Genomic DNA, 16,922 nt, shown 5'->3' with positions numbered 1-16,922 from the left:
TCAGGGCCTCGGTACGGTGATGCCGTAGCCGTTCTTCAGCAACTCGGGCAGATAGTCCCGGAGCGCGGCCACACTCTGCGAGCGGTCGCCGCCCGCGTCGTGCGACAGCACCACGACCCCGGGCGCCGCCCGGTCGAGCACCGTGCGGACGATCTTCCCGGTGCCGGGCGACTTCCAGTCGAGCGTGTCGACGGTCCAGGCGAGCGGCTCCATGCCGAGGTCGGCGCCGATCTCGAAGGTGTGCCGGTTCCAGGAGCCGTACGGGGCGCGGAACCAGACCGGCGGACGGCCCAGCGTCCGCTCGATCACCTCGCTCGTGCGTTCCATCTCCGCACGGATCTTGGCCGGCCCCAGCTTCGGCAACTCCGGGTGCGACCAGGTGTGGTTGCCCACGATGTGACCGTCGTCGGCCATCTCGCGGAGCAGGTCCCGCTGGTCCGCGGCCATCTCGCCGCAGACGAAGAACATCGCCCGTACGTCGTGGGCGCGCAGCGTCCTGAGGATGCCGGGGGTGTAGTGCGGATCGGGCCCGTCGTCGAAGGTGAGCACCATCGAGCGGCCCAGGTCCGGCATCTCCAGGAAGGGCTCCTTGCGTACGGGAAGCCTGGCCGGCCGTTGGCCGGGCGGCTGGAACTCCGTCATGGGGCTCAGCCTGTAGGCCGACGGCCGGCGGGGCAAGGCCCCCGCCTGCGGTCCGGCCGCCGGGGGACCCCCCGGACGGCTCCCGGTGGCCGGACGGCCCGGCGTCTGGGCTTCGCCCGCGGTCAGTAACCGGGTGAGCCCGACGGCCCCGAGGACGGCGGCGACACGAAGCGCCGCACGGCGCCCCGGAATCATCTGGTCCTTTTTGATGGCTTCCATGATCAATGGCTCGCACGGCCGGTGCGTCCTGTCCCTCACCGACACCACGGAGGCCGGGGAAAGCACCCGATGGGATGAACCGATGAGCTTCAGCGACGCCGGACCGGCGGGACTCCGCCGCGCCGGACCAACGGGAAGGGCAACGTCTCACGGATGGTCAGGCCGGTGAGGAACATGACGAGCCGGTCCACGCCGACGCCGAGGCCGCCGGTGGGCGGCATCGCGTACTCCAGCGCGTCCAGGAAGTCCTCGTCGATCTCCATGGCCTGCGGGTCGCCGCCCGCGGCGAGCAGCGACTGCGCGGTGAGCCTGCGGCGCTGCTCCACGGGGTCGGTCAACTCCGAGTAGGCGGTGCCCAGTTCCGTACCGAAGGCGACGAGGTCCCATCGCTCGGCAAGGCGGGGGTCGCGGCGGTGCTGACGGGTGAGCGGGGAGACCTCCGTCGGGAAGTCCTTGTAGAAGGTGGGCAGCTGGGTCCGCTCCTCCACCAGACGCTCGTACATCTCCAGCAGGACGTCACCACGGGTGTCGCGCGGGGTGTGCGGGATGCCCACGCGGTCGCACAGGCGGCGCAGCGTCTCCTCGCCGGTGTCGGGACCGATCTCCTCGCCGAGGGCGTCGGACAGGGCGCCGTGGACCGTCCTGACGGGCCAGGGGCCCGAGATGTCGTGCGCCACGAGCCCGCCGTCGTCGCCCACCGTGTGGGCCACCGGGGAGCCGAAGACGGCGGTGGCCGCGCCCTGGATCAGTTCGCGGGTCAGGTCGAGCATCACGTCGTAGTCGGCGAACGCCTGGTAGGCCTCCAGCACGGTGAATTCGGGGTTGTGCTTGTAGGACACGCCCTCATTACGGAAGGTGCGTCCCAGTTCGAAGACCTTCTCCATGCCGCCGACGCAGAGCCTCTTGAGATACAGCTCGGGCGCGATCCTCAAGTAGAGGTCGAGGTCGTAGGCGTTGCTGTGGGTGGTGAAGGGGCGGGCGTTGGCGCCGCCGTGGATCTGCTGGAGCATCGGCGTCTCGACCTCCAGATAGCCGCGGTCGAGCAGCCCCTGACGCAGCGCCTGGACGGCGGTGGAACGGGACCGTACGACCGACCTGGCGGCCGGGCGGGACACCAGGTCGACATGGCGGCGGCGGACCCTGGCCTCGGGGTCGGCGAGCCCCCGGCGCTTGTCCGGCAGCGGGCGCAGGCACTTGCCGGTGAGCTGCCAGCGCGTCACGAAGACGGTCAGCTCGCCCTTGTCGCTGTGTCCGACCTCGCCGGTGGCGGTGAGCTGGTCGCCGAGGTCGATGTCGGCGGCGAAGCGCTCCAGGGGCGGCGAGGTGCCGGCGTCGCGGGTGAGGGCGAGCTGGAGGTCGCCGGACCAGTCGCGCAGGACGGCGAAGAGGATGCCGCCGAAGTCGCGTACGGCCATCACGCGTCCGGCGACGGTGACCTGAACGCCGGTGCGCCCGCCGGGCGCGGCGACGGGGTGCGCGGCCCGGATCCCGGCCAGCGTGCCGGTGCGCGGGGCGACGCCGACCGGGTAGGGGTCGACGCCCTCGGCGCGCAGCCGAGCCAGCTTGTCGTGGCGGACGCGTACCTGTTCGGGCAGGCGCTGTTCGTGGGTCGCCCGCTCGGTGTCGGGGCCGGTGAGCCGGAGGTCTTCGACGGCGGGGAGTCCGGCGGTCGTCGTGGGCACGGTGACGCCCTTGGCGCCGGGTCCGGGCCGCCCCCTGCCCCAGAGCCGGCGCAGGCTCGGTACGGGGAGGAAGCCCTCGGCGATCCCGGAGGCGAGGCCGACGCGGGCGAGGGAGCCGGCGTCGGCGTAACAGAGGAAGCGGGGATACCAGACGGGCTGGTACTTGACGTTGGAGCGGTAGAGCGCTTCGAGCTGCCACCACCGGGAGAAGAAGAGCAGCAGTCCGCGCCAGAGCCTGAGCACCGGTCCCGCGCCGATGCGGGCGCCTTCTTCGAAGGCCGACCGGAAGACGGCGAAGTTCAGGGAGATCCGGCGTACGCCGAGTTCGGGGGCGTACGCGCACAGTTCGGCGACCATGAACTCCATGACGCCGTTGGGGGCGGCCCGGTCACGGCGCATCAGGTCCAGTGAGATGCCGTCCCGGCCCCAGGGCACGAAGGAGAGCAGCGCGATGAGGGCGCCGTCACCGTCGGACGCCTCGACGAGCAGACAGCCGCCGTCGGCGGGGTCGCCGAGCCGGTCGAGCGCCATGGAGAAGCCGCGTTCGGTCTCGGTGTCGCGCCAGGCGTCGGCCCGGTCGACGACCTGCCGCATCTCGTCCTCCGTAAGGAGGGCGTGGCGGCGTACGCGAACGGTGGCCCCGGTCCTGCGGACCCGGTTGACGGCCTGTCGGGTGACGCGCATGTCGCGCCCGCCGAGGTCGAAACGGTCGACGCGCAGGATCGCCTCGTCGCCTAGCTGGATGGCACCGAGCCCGGCGCGCGCGTAGACGGTCGCGCCCTCCTCGGAGGCCCCCATGACGGCCGGTGCCCAGGCGTGGTGCCTGGCGACGTCGAGCCAGGCCTCGATGGCGGGTGTCCAGGCCTCGCGGTCGCCGAGGGGGTCACCGCTGGCGAGGCAGACGCCCGTCTCGACGCGGTAGGTGACGGCCGCCTTGCCGCTCGGCGAGAAGACGACGGCCTTGTCGCGGCGGGTGGCGAAGTAGCCGAGCGAGTCCTGGGAGCCGTACGCGCCGAGGAGCGCCCGGATGCGGGGTTCCTCGTCGCCGTGGAGGGCGGCTTCCATGCGCTGCGAGCGGAAGAGGGTGGTGGCGGCGGCGAGGAGGGCGAGCGCGCCGAAGAGGCCGAGGAGGAAGAAGAGGGTGTGGGGCGGTCTGCCGTCGAAGTCGCCCGCGGAGACGAGTCCGCCGAGCACCCGGTTCGCGGCCCAGGCGAGCCGCTCGCCGTTCGACAGGGAGCCGGGGAAGAGTTCGACGAGACCCCAGCCCGCCAGGACACCGGCGGCGAGGCCGAGCACCAGGACGAGCAGCGCCCGGGGCAGGGAGCCGCGCCGGCTCGCCGCGTAGAAGTGAGTGCGCGCCAGGACCAGTACGACGAGTGCGGCGCCGCACAGGACGAAGTTGGGGAGCCAGGACCACTGGGCGAAGGCGAGGAGCAGGACGTCGACCGCGACCAGCAGCGACAGATAGCCGACGACCAGCCACCAGGCGGCCTTCTTGCGGGACGCGACGGCGGTGGCCAGCAGGAGGAGGAAGACGGCGTAGGCGAGGTTCGCGCTGACCGGGACGGCGACGTCGTCGAGGAAGCCGGAGACGGGCCGCAGCGCGCGCCGGAGTGCGGGGATGAGAGCGATGAGCACGCAGTAGAGGCCGAGCCCGCCGAAGAACATCGCGAACGCGCCGGGCACCCGGCTCAGAAACGGCCCCCGGCCCCGGCTTCCTGCCGCGCGGCCCGCCGGGGCACCCTCCACGCTGACGCTCATACGTCGCACTCTAGGGCCTGTCCGACAAATCCTGCCCGGCCGGAACGGTTCGTCACCACCGCCGGGCGGACCCCCGCAGGGGCGCCGTCCGCGAGCCGATAGCCTCGCTGCCGTGACGGATCAGCAGCCCTCCCCCTTCGAACGCGGAACCGACGGCCCCAAGGTGATCGTCGCCGGGGTGGACGGCTCCGAGTCGTCCCTCCGCGCGGCGGCGTACGCCGGTGGTCTCGCCCGACGGCAGAACGCCCTGCTCGCCATCGTCTACGTCCAGCCGCTGATGTCGTCGGGGGCCGCGCTCGGCGCGCCCGTCGCGGACACGACCGGGGAGATCGCCGAGAGTCTCGCGGAGCAGATCCGCACCAGCGCGGAGCAGGTCAGAGGTATCTGGGACGTCCGCTGGGAGTTCCACACCCTGCGCGGCGACCCCTACAACGGGCTGGTCACCGCGGCCGACGACCTCAAGGCGGACGCCGTGGTGGTGGGCGCGTCGGAGTCGGCGGGGCACCGGTTCATCGGCTCCGTGGCGGTGCGGCTGGTCAAGGCGGGCCGCTGGCCGGTGACGGTGGTCCCGTAGAAAGCCTCGCGGGCGACGGGCGTCACCGAAGCCAACGGGCTCAACCGGCTCAACGGCCCATCGTGAGACCGTCCTTGGCGGCGCCGCGCCCGAGGACCGCCGTCTCGATCGCCGACCGCGTGGCCCGGTAGTCGTCCCTCGACGGGTCGTCGTCCAGCGCCTGGGACAGATTGACCACCCGTCCGACGGTGTTGTCCATGGTCTGCGGGATGAACTCCGCCTTCGTGACGGGCCAGCGCTCGCCCTCGGCGGCGGGTGGCGCGAAGGTGAACCGGCCGATCGAGCCCTGGGTGCCGCGCGGGTCGAACTGCCCGGCGTTGTTGATCATCTCACCGGCGATCTGGTCGCCCATGCCGTAGATGATCCAGGTGCCGTTGACCTTCTCGTACGCCTGCGGGGCGTGCACGTGCGTGCCGATGATCAGGTCGATGTCGGGGCGGCCGTCGGTGGTGGACGCGGTGAGCCGTTCGCCGAGGCGCAGTTGCTTCTCGTCGGGCGCCGTCTCCCACTCCGTACCCCAGTGCATGCTCACGACGACGACGTCGGCGCCCGCCGCGCGGGCGGCCCGCGAGTCGGCGACGATCCTCTCCTCGTCGATCAGGTCGACGGCCCAGGGCTGCCCCTCGGGCAGCGGGTTGCCGTTGGTGTCGTACGTGTACGCCAGTTGGGCGACCTTCGCGCCGCCGGCGTCGAGCAGCGCGGGCCGGGTGTCCTCCTCGGCCGAGCGCGCCGAACCGGCGTGCCCGACCCCGGCCTTGTCGAGCGCGCCGAGCGTGCGGCTGATCCCGTCGGCGCCGGCGTCCAGGGTGTGGTTGGACGCGGTGGAACAGGAGTCGTAGCCGGTCGCCTGGAGCGCGGCGGCGATCTCGGGCGGTGACTTGAACGACGGGTAGCCGGTGAAGGGCCCGCCCTCGGGGCCGTACACCGTCTCCATGTGACAGATCGCCACATCGGCGGCCGAGACGACGGGCTTCACCCCGGCGAGCATGGGTACGAAGTCGTGGCCCGCGCCGCCCGCGTCCACATTCGCCCTGCTGATGACGGAGTCGTGCGGCAGGACGTCCCCGGAGGCGACGAGCGTGAACCCGCGCCGCGGCGCCGCGCCTCCCGCCGCCGAAGGGCCGGGCCCGGTGGCGCTCCCGACGGGCCGGTCGGGGATCGGGGCCGCCGTGCCGGGCCCGGCGCATCCCGCTGTCGAGCCGAGCAGCAGGGCCGCGGCGGCCACCGTTCCGTGTCGCATGCGCGTCGTCATCGGTCAGGCTCCTTCATCGGCAAGGAAGGCGACCAAACGGTCAAAGCATGCATTCTTCATATTAATATGATTAATGCTGCGAACCCGACGAAGTGCCCGAAATGGACGAAAGGGATCGCCCGGACCGTTCACCGCACCACTCGCCGCGCGGAGCGACCGCTCGTCGCAGACCCTTGTGAGCCGTCTGTCCCCGGACCCACCGGATGCGTTCCGATACGCCGACGGCAGCGAAGCCGACGCCGACGACCTCCGCGGAAGGGACGTTCACGATGACCACCGCCACGGCCACGGCGACGACCGACGAGCGGGCGCTGACGGAGTTGCAGCGCGAGCACGGCCCCGCGCTGCTGCACTTCCTGCTCGGTCTGACCTACGGCGACCGGCAGCGCGCCGAGGATCTGCTCCAGGAGACGCTGGTCCGCGCCTGGCAGCACCCGGAGGCGTTCGAGGGCCCCTACGAGTCCATGCGGCCCTGGCTCTTCACGGTGGGCCGCCGGCTGGCGATCGACGCCCGCCGCTCACGCCTCGCCCGCCCGGCCGAGGTCAGCGACGGCGTCCTCGAAGCCACCCCGGAACCCGGCGATCCCACCGAACGCTCCGTCGCCGCGCTCGACGTGCGCGAGGCGGTGAAGGCGCTGAGCCCGGAGCACCGCGCCGTACTCGCGCAGATCTACTTCAAGGGGCTGAGCGTGGTCGAGGCCGCGCAGGTGCTCGGCATTCCGGCCGGCACCGTCAAGTCCCGCTCCTACTACGCGCTGCGCGCCCTCGGCCGCTCCCTGCCCGGCTACCACAGGTCCTCCTCGTCCAAGAGTGCGAGGAGCGCCGCGCCATCGGCCACCTCCGCATAAGCGGCGGCGCAGCTCGCGCAGCCGTCCAGGTGCCCCGAGACCAGCCGGTCCTCCTCGGGCGTGAGAGCTCCCAGCGCGTACGCACCGAGCCGCGACCGCACATGCCGGTCACCGTCGGCCTCACCCGTCACAATCGCCTCCGGTCCGCTGTCCGATCCTGCTCTTCTGGCCACGCTGGGCACCGGCCGCCGGTTCAATGCTCCGTGAAGCAGCGTCCCCGGAGCGGAAGGAAGGCGGAAAACGATGCGTCCGGAACGTTATGACGAAGGCGGTGGTGGCGGCCTGCTCGTCCCCATGGCATGGATGTACGCGGAGTACATCGCCGACGAACTACTGCGCACCGGCGACCTGATGCCGCCCACGACACTTGAGTACCGGGCGGGTCGCGACGCCCTCGCCCTGACCATCTTCCTGTCCGACGGGCCGGTCGGCGGACCCGGCGGCGTGGCGCGGATGGCCGAGTGGCGGACGCTGACCGCGTACGGCACCGGTTGGCGTGAATGGGTCTGTCACCAGCTCGACCTGCTGGAGACCCGCGCGTGCCAGGCGGAAAGGTCCGGCACCGCCCGCCCCGATCCGGACCTGGAGCTGGCCCTGGGCGCCTGGCGGTGGCTGGAGGAGACCGAACTGCTGGCCCCCGATCTGGACGCGGTGGGCGCGCCGGGCGGCGAACCCCTCACGGGCGGCGGCGACACGGAGCGGCACGAGGAGGACGGGCCGCAGGTGTGGACCCCGGCGTGGCAGCTCGGTCTGCCGCTGGGGCATCTGGCGATCCAGCTGTTCTGAAGGTCGGACGCCGTGCACGCCGGTCCGGGCATCACGTGCCGTGCACGCCCGCGCGGTACTTGGGGATCCGTACGGTGATCCGCATCCCCGCCCCCACCCCCGTCTCGATGACGAGCCCGTAGTCGTCCCCGTACACCTGGCGCAGCCGCTCGTCCACGTTGAGCAGTCCGATGCCCGTGGACGGACCGCCCTCGCCGCGCAGGATCTGGCGCAGCCGCTCCGGGTCCATCCCCACCCCGTCGTCCTCGATGACGACCTCCGCCTCCGAGCCGGCGTCGAGCGCGCTGATGGTGATGTGGCTCATCGTGATCTTGCCTTCGAGGCCGTGCTTGACCGCGTTCTCGACGAGCGGCTGGAGACAGAGGAACGGCATCGCGACAGGCAGCACCTCGGGCGCGACCTGGAGGGTGACCGACAGCCGCTCGCCGAAGCGGGCCCGGACGAGCGCCAAGTACTGGTCGATGGAGTGCAGTTCGTCGGCGAGGGTGGTGAAGTCACCGTGCCTGCGGAACGAGTAGCGGGTGAAGTCGGCGAATTCCAGGAGCAGTTCGCGGGCGCGCTCGGGATCGGTGCGGACGAACGAGGCGATGGCGGCCAGCGAGTTGAAGATGAAGTGCGGCGAGATCTGGGCGCGCAGCGCCTTGATCTCCGCCTCGATCAACTGGGTGCGGGAGCGGTCGAGTTCGGCGAGTTCCAGCTGTACGGAGACCCAGCGCGCGACCTCCCCGGCGGCCCGCGCGAGGACGGCGGACTCCCGCGGGGCGTACGCGACGAGTGTGCCGAGCACCCGGTGGTCGACGGTCAGCGGCGCGGCGACCCCCCAGCGCAGCGGGCAGTCGAGGTCGCCGCAGCCGCTGGCGAAGGCCGTGTCGCGCCCGCTGGCGAGCAGGGCCTGCACATGGTCCATCACATGCTTGCCGTGGTGCTCGCCGAGGCCGTCCCAGGCGAGCACCCGGTCCCGGTCGGTGAGGCAGAGCGCGTCCGTCCCGAGCAGCGACCGCAGCCGGCGGGCGGCCTTGCCCGCGCTCTCCTCGGTGAGTCCGGCGCGCAGGGGCGGCGCGGCGAGCGACGCGGTGTGCAGGGTCTCGAAGGTGGCGTGCTCGACGGGCGTACCGACGTCGCTGGTCCGGTCCGGGCGTCCGCGTCCGCCACGGCGGCCGAGCAGGAAGCCCCCGGCGAACAGCGGCGCGGCGAGCACGAGCAGGATCGCGAGGGCCGCGCCGCTCATCGGGGGCCTCCTCTGGCGCGGGGCATCAGGGCCTCCGGGAGATGGAAACGGGTCATGGCCGCCTTGGTCCCGGGCGGTATCCGCGACCGGGTGGCCAGCGACACCAGGATCATCGCGAGGAACCCGACGGGCACCGACCAGACGGCGGGCCAGGCGAGCAGGGCGTGCGGCCAGCCCGAACGTACGGCGCCGCTGACCGTGATCCCGATGGCCACCAGCGCCGAGCCGCCGCCGAGGAGCAGTCCGGCGATGGCGCCGGGCGGGGTGAGCCGCCGCCACCAGATGCCGAGCACCAGCAGCGGGCAGAACGACGAGGCGGAGACGGCGAAGGCCATCGCGACGGCGTCGGCCACCGGCATGCCGCTCACCACCAGCGAGCCGCCGAGCGGGACGAGGATCGCGAGCAGCGTGGCCAGCCGGAAGTGCCGTACGCCGCGCGAGGGCAGCACGTCCTGGGTGAGCACCCCGGCGACGGCCATGGTCAGACCGGAGGCGGTGGAGAGGAACGCGGCGAAGGCGCCGCCCGCGACGAGGGCACCGAGCAGATCGCCCGCCGTGCCCCCGATGACCAGGTCGGGCAGCAGCAGCACGGCGGCGTCGGCATCCGTACCGAGGGCGGGCGCGGGCGCGTACAGCCGCCCGAGCGCGCCGTACACCGGCGGCAGCAGATAGAAGCCGCCGATCAGGGCGAGGACGCCGACGGTGGTGCGGCGGGCCGCCCGGCCGTTGGGGCTGGTGTAGAAGCGGACCACGACGTGCGGCAGTCCCATGGTGCCGAGGAAGGTGGCGACGATCAGTCCGTACGTCGCGTAGAGGGGGTGGTCCGCGCGGCTCGACATCTCCGTGAGGTCGAAGTCGATCGGGGGCCGCCCGTCGCCCTGCCAGGCCAGCAGCAGGAAGATCGCCGGGACAAGCAGGGCCGTGAGCTTGAGCCAGTACTGGAAGGCCTGCACGAAGGTGATGCTGCGCATGCCGCCCGCCGCGACGGCCACCACGACGACGACGGCCACGAGGACGGCGCCGAACCAGTTCGGCGCGCCGGTCAGGATCTCCAGCGTCAGGCCCGCCCCTTGGAGCTGCGGCACCAGATAGAGCCAGCCCGCGCCGACGACCAGCGCGCTGACCACGCGCCGCGCGGGACGCGACTCCAGGCGCCCTTCGGCGAAGTCGGGGAGGGTGTACGCGCCGGAGCGGCGCAGCGGGGCGGCGACGAAGATCAGCAGGACCAGATAGCCGGCGGTGTAGCCGACCGGGTACCAGAGCATGTCCGGGCCGTGCAGCAGGAGCAGTCCCGCGATGCCGAGGAAGGAGGCGGCGGAGAGGTATTCGCCGCTGATCGCGGCGGCGTTGAGGCCGGGCCGTACGGTGCGGGAGGCCACGTAGAAGTCGGAGGTGGTGCGGGATATGCGCAGGCCGAAGCCGCCGACGAGGACGGTGGCGACCACGACGGCGGCGACGGCCGTCACCGTCCAGGTCTGGCTCACGGCAGCGGCCGGCCCTTCACGAGCCGGGCGAAGTCCCGCTCGTTGCGCTCCGCGCGCCGTACGTACCACCAGGCCAGCAGGGTCAGCAGCGGATAGGCGGCGACGCCGAGGACCACCCAGACGACGGTGGTGTCGCGCAGCGCGGCGAAGGCGAGCGGGAGTGTGCCGACGACCGTGGCGAGCAGTGCGAACGCGGTGAGCCCGGCACGGAGTTGGCTGCGCATGAGGGAGCGGACGTAGGCGTCGCCGAGCGCGGTCTGCTCGTCGATCTCGGCCTGGGCGCGGTAGCGGGGCAGGGGGCGTACGCGGCGGGGCTCGCCGGTGACGACCTCGCGCTTGGGGGTGGGGTCGGCGGTCATGCTCTCCCCTCCCCTCGTGCCTCAGGCGTCGCCGCGGTGCCAGGGCCGGAGTGTAAGCGGACCGTCAAGGCGGAGGGAAGCCCCGGCACTCCCCCGTACTGCCCGCGAAGGGCCTGGTCAGCGGCCGGGCAGCCGCATCAGCAGATCGCGTACGGCCCTGGCGTGCCGCCTGCTGACGGCCAGTTCCGCGCCGCCGACGCGCACGCTCATGGCGCCCGCGTCGAGGCGCAGTTCGTCGATACGGGCGAGGGCGACGAGATGGCGGCGGTGGATGCGTACGAAACCGCGGGATCGCCAGCGCTCCTCCAGCGTGGTGAGCGGAATACGCACCAGATGACTGGCGGTGTCGGTGTGGAGTCTGGCGTAGTCGCCCTGGGCCTCGGCGTAGACGATGTCGGCGACGGGGACGAAGCGGGTCACGCCGCCGAGCTCGACGGGGATCTGGTCGGGGGAGGTGTCCACGACGGGGCCGCGCTCCCCCACCAGTTCGGCGACGCGCCGGACGGCCTCGGCCAGCCGCTCCCTGCGGACGGGCTTGAGCACGTAGTCGACGGCCTTGAGGTCGAACGCCTGGACGGCGAAGCCCTCGTGGGCGGTGACGAAGACGATCAGCGGGGGTTCGGCGAAACCGGCCAGGAGCTTGGCGACGTCCAGCCCCGTCAGCCCCGCCATGTGGATGTCGAGGAAGACGACGTCCACGGCGGCCGGGTCGTCGGGACCGGCGTCGAGGGCGGCCCCGATACGGCGCAGCGCCTCGGTCGCGCTCGTGGCGCCCTCGGCGCCGCGGACGCGCGGGTCGGCGCGCAGGAGGTACAGCAACTCTTCGAGGGCGGGCTCTTCGTCGTCCACGGCCAGTACACGCAGCATGACGGGGAAGTTTAGGTGCTGTGGACTGCGGTGGGCCCGGATCGGAGTGGGGAGAAGGCTGTCGTCTTGAGTGATTTGCCGTCGCGCCCCGTATCAGGAGGCATGCGGACACCGGAGATCCATCGCGACGTCGGCGCCTACGCACTCGGCGTGCTCGACGCGGCCGATGCCTTCCGCTTCGAGGACCATCTCATGGACTGCCCCCACTGCACACTGCTGTTGGGCGATTTCGACGCGGTGCGCGGTCAGCTCGACGAGTTCACGCGGCAGACCCCGGAGCGGGTGGCCCCCTTCGTGTCGGCGGGGCCGGAGCTGTTGCACCGGATGCTCGAAGGGACGGCCGCCCGGCGGCGGGTGAGCCGCAGACGGCGCCTCGCCCTGGTCGCGGCGGCGGTGGTGATCGCGGTGGGCGGCCCGTTCGCGATCGTGGACGCGCAGCGGGGTGACGGGTCCCCGACGGCGCCGACGGCCGAGCGGTGGACGGCGACGGACCGCAGGACCGGGACGGCGGCCGTCGTGACGGCGGCGGAGAAGGGCTGGGGCACGGATGTCGCGCTGGAGCTGTCGAAGTCGGCGGCGGCCGGGGTGTGCGCGCTGATCGCCGTGGGCCGTGACGGGTCGGAGGAGACCGTGATGACCTGGTCGGCCCGTGGCGACAGCGGCGGTCCGATGGTCACGTGGGGCGGCGCCGCGCTGCGGCCGTACCAGATCGACAGGTTCGAGGTACGGACGGCCGACGGGCACCGGCTGATGACAGTACGGGGCGGGTGACGGTACGAGGGGGGCTGACGCCGCGGCTCGGGCGGGCTACTTGAGGAAGCGGGACGTCCTGCGGTCGGCGAGCGGTTTGCCGCCCGTCTGACAGGTCGGGCAGTACTGGAGCGAGGAGTCGGCGAAGGCGACCGACCTGATGGTGTCGCCGCAGACCGGACACGTCTCGCCCGCCCGGCCGTGCACCCGCAACCCGCTCTTCTTCTCGGCCTTGAGCCGCCCCGCGGCGACGCCGCGCGAGCGCTCGATCGCCGAGTTCAGCGTCGTGCGCATCGCGTCGTGAAGGACGGTGATCTCGTCGTCGCTCAGATTGTGGACCGGCTTGAAGGGCGACATCTTCGCCGCGTGCAGGATCTCGTCGCTGTACGCGTTGCCGATGCCCGCGATCAGCCGCTGGTCCCGCAGGGCGCCCTTGAGCTGCCGTCGTTCCCCCGCGAGCAGCGCGGCGAGTGCGTCCCGGTCGAAGGCGTCGTCGAGCGGGTCGGGGCCGAGGCTCGCGATGGCGGGCACCTCGAAGGGGTCCCGGACGAGATGGACGGCGAGCCGCTTGGTGGTCCCGGCCTCGGTCAGGTCGAAGCCGTCGCCCTCGGCCAGGACGGTCCGCAGCGCCAGCGGCCCCTTCCCCGGGCGTGGCGGCGTCGCGGGGAACTCGTCCTTCCAGCGCAGCCAGCCGGCGCGGGCCAGATGGATCGCGAGATGGAGCCCGGAGTCGCCCGCCACGATGTCGAGCCACTTGCCGTGGCGCTCGATCGCGCTGACGGACGCCCCCGCCAGGGCGGTGAGCGGCGGGTCGTACGTCTTGAGGACGTTGATCGTCAGGGGCAGGACCCGGACGATCTCCCTGCCGACCAGATGGCCGTCGAGGAACTCACGCAGCGCTTCGACTTCGGGGACTTCCGGCATGCTCCCAGGGTGCCGCAGCGCCGGGCCGAACGCCCGGCGGGCGCGGTCTCAGAGGCCGTAGACCGCCGTGGCCGTCCCGCCGAAGACCGCCCGTCGCTCGTTTCCGCTCAGTTCCGCGGTCAGCGTGCGGGTGACGTCCACGACCTCGGCGTACGAGGCGGCCAGCCGGCACACCGGCCAGTCCGAGCCGAACATCAGACGTGCGGAGCCGAACGCGTCGAGCACCGTCTCGGTGTACGGGCGCAGCGTGTCCGCCGTCCAGGAGTCCCACTCGGCCTCGGTGACCATCCCGGAGACCTTGCAGACGGCGTTCGGCCTGGCGGCCAGCGCCCGGATGTGGCCCGCCCAGGGTTCGAGGCCGCCGGAGGCGACGGGCGGCTTGCCGAGGTGGTCGAGTACGAAGGTCAGTTGGGGCAGCAGTGCGGTGACGGCGGTCGCCGCCGGGAGCTGGTGGGGCAGGACGACCAGGTCGTACGCGAGCCCGGCGGCGGCCACGGCGGCGAGCCCGCGCGTCACGTCGCGGCGCAGCAGCCACTCGGGGTCGGGCTCGCCCTGGACCTGGTGCCGGATGCCCACGAGCTTGTCGCCGCCGGGCAGTTCGCGCAGCGCGGCGAGAGTGTCGGCGATGTCGGGGGCGGTGAGGTCGGTCCAGCCGACGACACCGGCGATCAGCTCGCTCGCGTCGGCGAGGGCGAGGAATTCGGGGGTCTCCTCGGGGACGGTGACGGTCTGGACGAGGACGGTGGCGCCGACACCTGCCGCGTGGGCCTCGGGGGCGAGATCGGCGACGCCGAAGTTCCGCCGGATGGGTGCCATGGCGGGCCCGGTGATCCAGTCCTGGTCACGTACGGACAGGTCCCAGACGTGGTGGTGGGCGTCCACGACGGGTGCGGAGGCCGTCGGCCGCCGGGGTGTCGGTCGGGTCGGCGCCGCGCTCATCGGGCGTCGCCCTCCAGCAGACCACCGGCGCGCAGGTCGTCCCAGAGCGCGTCGGGGACCGTGCGGCCGTACATGTCCGCCGCGTCGCGGACCTCGTCGGCGGAGCGCGTCCCGACGAGAACACTCGCGACGGCCGGATGACGCAGCGGGTAGGCGATGGCGGCGGCGCGCAGCGGGACACCGTGCCGCTCGGCGACGGACTTGATGCGCAGGGCGCGTTCCAGGAGTGCGGGCGGCGCGGCCGTGTAGTCGTACGTCGCGCCGGGGCGCGGGTCGGCGAGCAGCCCGGAGTTGAAGACACCGCCGACTACCACGCTCCGCCCGCGCTCGGCGGCCTCCGGCAGCAGTTCGGCGAGGGCGGACTGGTCGAGGAGTGTGTAGCGACCGGCGCACAGGACAACGTCGACGTCCGTGTCGCGAAGGAAGCGTGTGAGTACGGCCGTCTGGTTCATTCCGGCGCCGATCGCGCCGACGACTCCCTCGGCGCGCAGCCGCTCCAGAGCGGGGTACGCCTGCCCGAAGGCCTCGGCGACGTGCTCGTCCGGGTCGTGCAGGTAGACCGTGTCGATCCGGTCGGTGCCGAGCCGCTCCAGGCTGTCGTCGATGCTGCGCCGTACGCCGTCGGCGCTGAAGTCCCAGACCCGTCGGTGCGTGGCGCGTACGGCGAAGCCGTTGGCCAGGTCGTCGCCGTCCGCGAACGGCAGGGGCTCCAGCAGCCGGCCCACCTTGGTCGACAGCGTGTACTCGGCGCGGGGCCGGGAGCGCAGGGCCTCACCGAGCCGGCGTTCGGCGAGGCCGATGCCGTAGTGCGGCGCGGTGTCGAAGTGGCGGATGCCCGCGTCCCAGGCGGCGTCGACCGCCGCGGCGGCCCGCTCCGGTTCGACGGGGGTGTAGAGATTGCCGATCCCGGCCGATCCGAAGGAGAGCTCGGATACGCCGACCTCGCCGCGTCCGAGCGTGTTCTGCCGCATTGCGCTGTGCCTCCCGAAGTTGACCCCCAGAATATTCATCGGATGACTGGGTGGCGTCAACACCTCCGGGACCTCGAAGTCCACCGCGTACCGGACCGTGTCCTTTCGGCCCTTGCGGGATCGAGGGCACCGGCGGGCGGCTCATGCGTGGCGGGAATTGTGGCGGGAATTGTCCGACCTATCACGCCAAGTCTGCCCCGGCGGCCACAGCGGTCCCGGTGGGCGCCGCCAGGCGGAGCAGGACATTCAGCTCCTCGTTCATGTTCTTCGCCAGCCGGTCGAGGTCCGGGACGGCCTTGCCGTCGGCGACGAGACCCACGTGGACCTGACCGCCGTAGGTCGTCAGCCCCACGGCCAGGGACTGACCGCGCGCCAGGGGCGCCATCGGATAGATCTCGCGCAGCGGGCAGCCGCCGAACGACAGCGTCGCGCGCGGCAGCGGCACGCTCGTCACCAGCACGTCGAAGAGGATCCGGGCGGCGCCGCCCGCGAACGGGGCGCCGAGCCGGTGCGCGAGCGGGTGCAGCTGTCCGGCGAGTACGGCCACCGCTCCGGCACCCCGCGAGGGCCCGTCCTTCTTGTTGCGGTCCATGGCCTCGCGCACGGCGGCGAGCCGGGACAGCGGGTCGGGCTCGGAGACCGGCAGACCCAGGAGGTACGCGGAGAACATGTTGCCCGAACCGGAGCTGCCGCCCGCGCCCGCGCCCTGCCGGGCCCGGCTGGGCCGACGCCCCGAGACCGGCACCAGGGCGCGCGGGTCGGAACGCGGATCGGAGTCCGGCAGCCGCTCACCCCGCTCCAGCATCCAGCGCCGCAGGGCGCCCGCCACGGTGGCGAGCAGGACGTCGTTGACCGTGCCTCCGTGCTCCTTGCGCACCCGACGTACGTCCTCCAGCGCGAGCACGGCGGTGGCGAGGCGCCGGGTGCCGCTGGAGCCGGCCACGAGGGCGGTCGTGGCGCGCAGGTCGAGCCGGCTGGCGCGGACGACCGAGGCGCCGATCCCGAGCGCCCTGCCCAGCTCGCCGAGCCGGTCCTTCGCCCGGTCGGCCACCTGCGAGGGGCCGGGCAGCCGGGAGCGGGGCGGCGCGGGGCGGGCGCGCCGGGCGCCGGCGGCGCGCGCGTCGGCGATCTGGTCGAAGATCCCGGCGCCGATGGCCACGGCGCGCATGCCGTCCGCGAGCGCGTGGTGCAGCTTCACCAGTACGGCGAAGGGGCGCCCGGCCGCCGTGCCGCCGGACGTCGCGACGCGCGTCGCGGCGTCGCCCGTCAGGAGGTACATCTCCCAGGGCGGGATGCCGCGCTCCAGCGGCCGTTCCATCAGTTCCCCGGCGAGCCGCGCGGTCTCCTCGGCGAAGTCTCCGGGCGGCAGTGCCAGGTGCCTGACGTGTCTGCGTACGTCGAAGTCCTTGTCCACGATCCACGCGGCGCCGCCCACCGGCAGCAGCACGTCCCGCACCCGCGCCCGGAGCCGGGGGACGGCCGCCGTGCGGGTGGCCAGCAGATCCAGCAGCGCCTCGTCGGCGGCGGCGCCCGGCGGCGCCTCGAAGACGGCGAGCGCGCCGAGGTGCATCGGGTGGTCCGGGGATTCGAGGTGCCAGAAGGCCAGGTCGAGAGGTGCCAGCAGCTCGGTGGTCAA

At 72.8% G+C, this 16,922-nt stretch carries 16 protein-coding genes; 4 read left to right on the top strand and 12 right to left on the bottom strand.

Going from position 1 to position 16,922, the window contains the following annotated elements; translation table 11 throughout:
- Positions 1-861, bottom strand: a complete 861-nt coding sequence (locus P3L51_RS28320; protein ID WP_435594543.1) for a polysaccharide deacetylase family protein — start codon at positions 859-861, stop codon at positions 1-3.
- A gap of 89 nt (positions 862-950) precedes the next feature.
- Entirely contained in the window at positions 951-4,304 is a 3,354-nt protein-coding gene (gene lysX / locus P3L51_RS28315) for a bifunctional lysylphosphatidylglycerol synthetase/lysine--tRNA ligase LysX (RefSeq protein WP_354608152.1), read from the bottom strand.
- Between the two features lie 112 nt (positions 4,305-4,416).
- Between lysX and P3L51_RS28310 the strand changes: the two genes are divergently transcribed.
- Positions 4,417-4,878, top strand: coding sequence for a universal stress protein (locus P3L51_RS28310; RefSeq protein WP_354608151.1), 462 nt, complete (start codon positions 4,417-4,419; stop codon positions 4,876-4,878).
- Between the two features lie 49 nt (positions 4,879-4,927).
- Here the strand turns inward: P3L51_RS28310 and P3L51_RS28305 are convergent, their stop codons facing one another.
- Positions 4,928-6,130 carry a CapA family protein gene (locus P3L51_RS28305; protein ID WP_354608150.1) on the bottom strand — a complete coding sequence of 401 codons (1,203 nt, stop codon included), beginning with the start codon at positions 6,128-6,130 and terminating at the stop codon, positions 4,928-4,930.
- Positions 6,131-6,399: 269 nt separating this feature from the next.
- Here P3L51_RS28305 and P3L51_RS28300 point away from each other — a divergent pair, with 269 nt between their 5' ends.
- A complete protein-coding gene (locus tag P3L51_RS28300) occupies positions 6,400-6,978 on the top strand; it encodes a sigma-70 family RNA polymerase sigma factor (RefSeq protein ID WP_354608149.1) in 579 nt (192 codons plus the stop codon).
- Here the strand turns inward: P3L51_RS28300 and P3L51_RS28295 are convergent.
- Positions 6,915-7,079 (bottom strand): zf-HC2 domain-containing protein, encoded by a 165-nt coding sequence (locus tag P3L51_RS28295; protein ID WP_435594544.1) that lies wholly within the window; start codon positions 7,077-7,079, stop codon positions 6,915-6,917. The two genes, P3L51_RS28300 and P3L51_RS28295, sit on opposite strands and share 64 nt — an antisense overlap.
- A gap of 142 nt (positions 7,080-7,221) precedes the next feature.
- On the opposite strand from P3L51_RS28295, the gene P3L51_RS28290 reads away from it, so the two are divergent.
- Positions 7,222-7,764 carry a hypothetical protein gene (locus P3L51_RS28290; RefSeq protein WP_354608148.1) on the top strand — a complete coding sequence of 181 codons (543 nt, stop codon included), beginning with the start codon at positions 7,222-7,224 and terminating at the stop codon, positions 7,762-7,764.
- A gap of 31 nt (positions 7,765-7,795) precedes the next feature.
- Here the strand turns inward: P3L51_RS28290 and P3L51_RS28285 are convergent, their stop codons facing one another.
- From P3L51_RS28285 to P3L51_RS28270, 4 genes are all read right to left on the bottom strand, one after another.
- On the bottom strand, positions 7,796-8,992 hold the full coding sequence (locus P3L51_RS28285) for a sensor histidine kinase (protein ID WP_354608147.1): 1,197 nt from the start codon (positions 8,990-8,992) through the stop codon (positions 7,796-7,798).
- Positions 8,989-10,476: a sodium/solute symporter gene (locus P3L51_RS28280; RefSeq protein ID WP_354608146.1), complete on the bottom strand. Its 1,488-nt coding sequence runs from the start codon at positions 10,474-10,476 to the stop codon at positions 8,989-8,991. The genes P3L51_RS28285 and P3L51_RS28280 overlap by 4 nt, the downstream gene beginning before the upstream one ends.
- Positions 10,473-10,835 (bottom strand): hypothetical protein, encoded by a 363-nt coding sequence (locus P3L51_RS28275; protein WP_354608145.1) that lies wholly within the window; start codon positions 10,833-10,835, stop codon positions 10,473-10,475. The genes P3L51_RS28280 and P3L51_RS28275 overlap by 4 nt, the downstream gene beginning before the upstream one ends.
- Before the next feature lie 117 nt (positions 10,836-10,952).
- Complete coding sequence (locus P3L51_RS28270; protein ID WP_354608144.1) at positions 10,953-11,702, bottom strand: LytR/AlgR family response regulator transcription factor; 750 nt, start codon at positions 11,700-11,702, stop codon at positions 10,953-10,955.
- A gap of 102 nt (positions 11,703-11,804) precedes the next feature.
- On the opposite strand from P3L51_RS28270, the gene P3L51_RS28265 reads away from it, so the two are divergent.
- Positions 11,805-12,473, top strand: a complete 669-nt coding sequence (locus P3L51_RS28265; protein WP_354608143.1) for a zf-HC2 domain-containing protein — start codon at positions 11,805-11,807, stop codon at positions 12,471-12,473.
- A gap of 36 nt (positions 12,474-12,509) precedes the next feature.
- On the opposite strand, the gene P3L51_RS28260 is transcribed toward P3L51_RS28265, so the two are convergent.
- The 4 genes from P3L51_RS28260 to P3L51_RS28245 form a co-directional block, all read right to left on the bottom strand.
- Entirely contained in the window at positions 12,510-13,376 is an 867-nt protein-coding gene (locus tag P3L51_RS28260; RefSeq protein WP_354608142.1) for an Fpg/Nei family DNA glycosylase, read from the bottom strand.
- 48 nt (positions 13,377-13,424) lie between these two features.
- Positions 13,425-14,315, bottom strand: coding sequence for an amidohydrolase family protein (locus tag P3L51_RS28255; RefSeq protein WP_354608141.1), 891 nt, complete (start codon positions 14,313-14,315; stop codon positions 13,425-13,427).
- Entirely contained in the window at positions 14,312-15,286 is a 975-nt protein-coding gene (locus P3L51_RS28250; protein ID WP_354608140.1) for an aldo/keto reductase, read from the bottom strand. Before P3L51_RS28250 ends, P3L51_RS28255 begins: the two co-directional genes overlap by 4 nt.
- Before the next feature lie 181 nt (positions 15,287-15,467).
- A partial coding sequence (locus P3L51_RS28245) for a wax ester/triacylglycerol synthase family O-acyltransferase (RefSeq protein ID WP_354608139.1) occupies positions 15,468-16,922 on the bottom strand: 1,455 nt, incomplete at its 5' end.

The organism is Streptomyces panacea (assembly GCF_040560175.1).
GTDB lineage: Bacteria > Actinomycetota > Actinomycetes > Streptomycetales > Streptomycetaceae > Streptomyces > Streptomyces panacea.
This window is presented reverse-complemented; position numbering and strand designations above follow the sequence as displayed.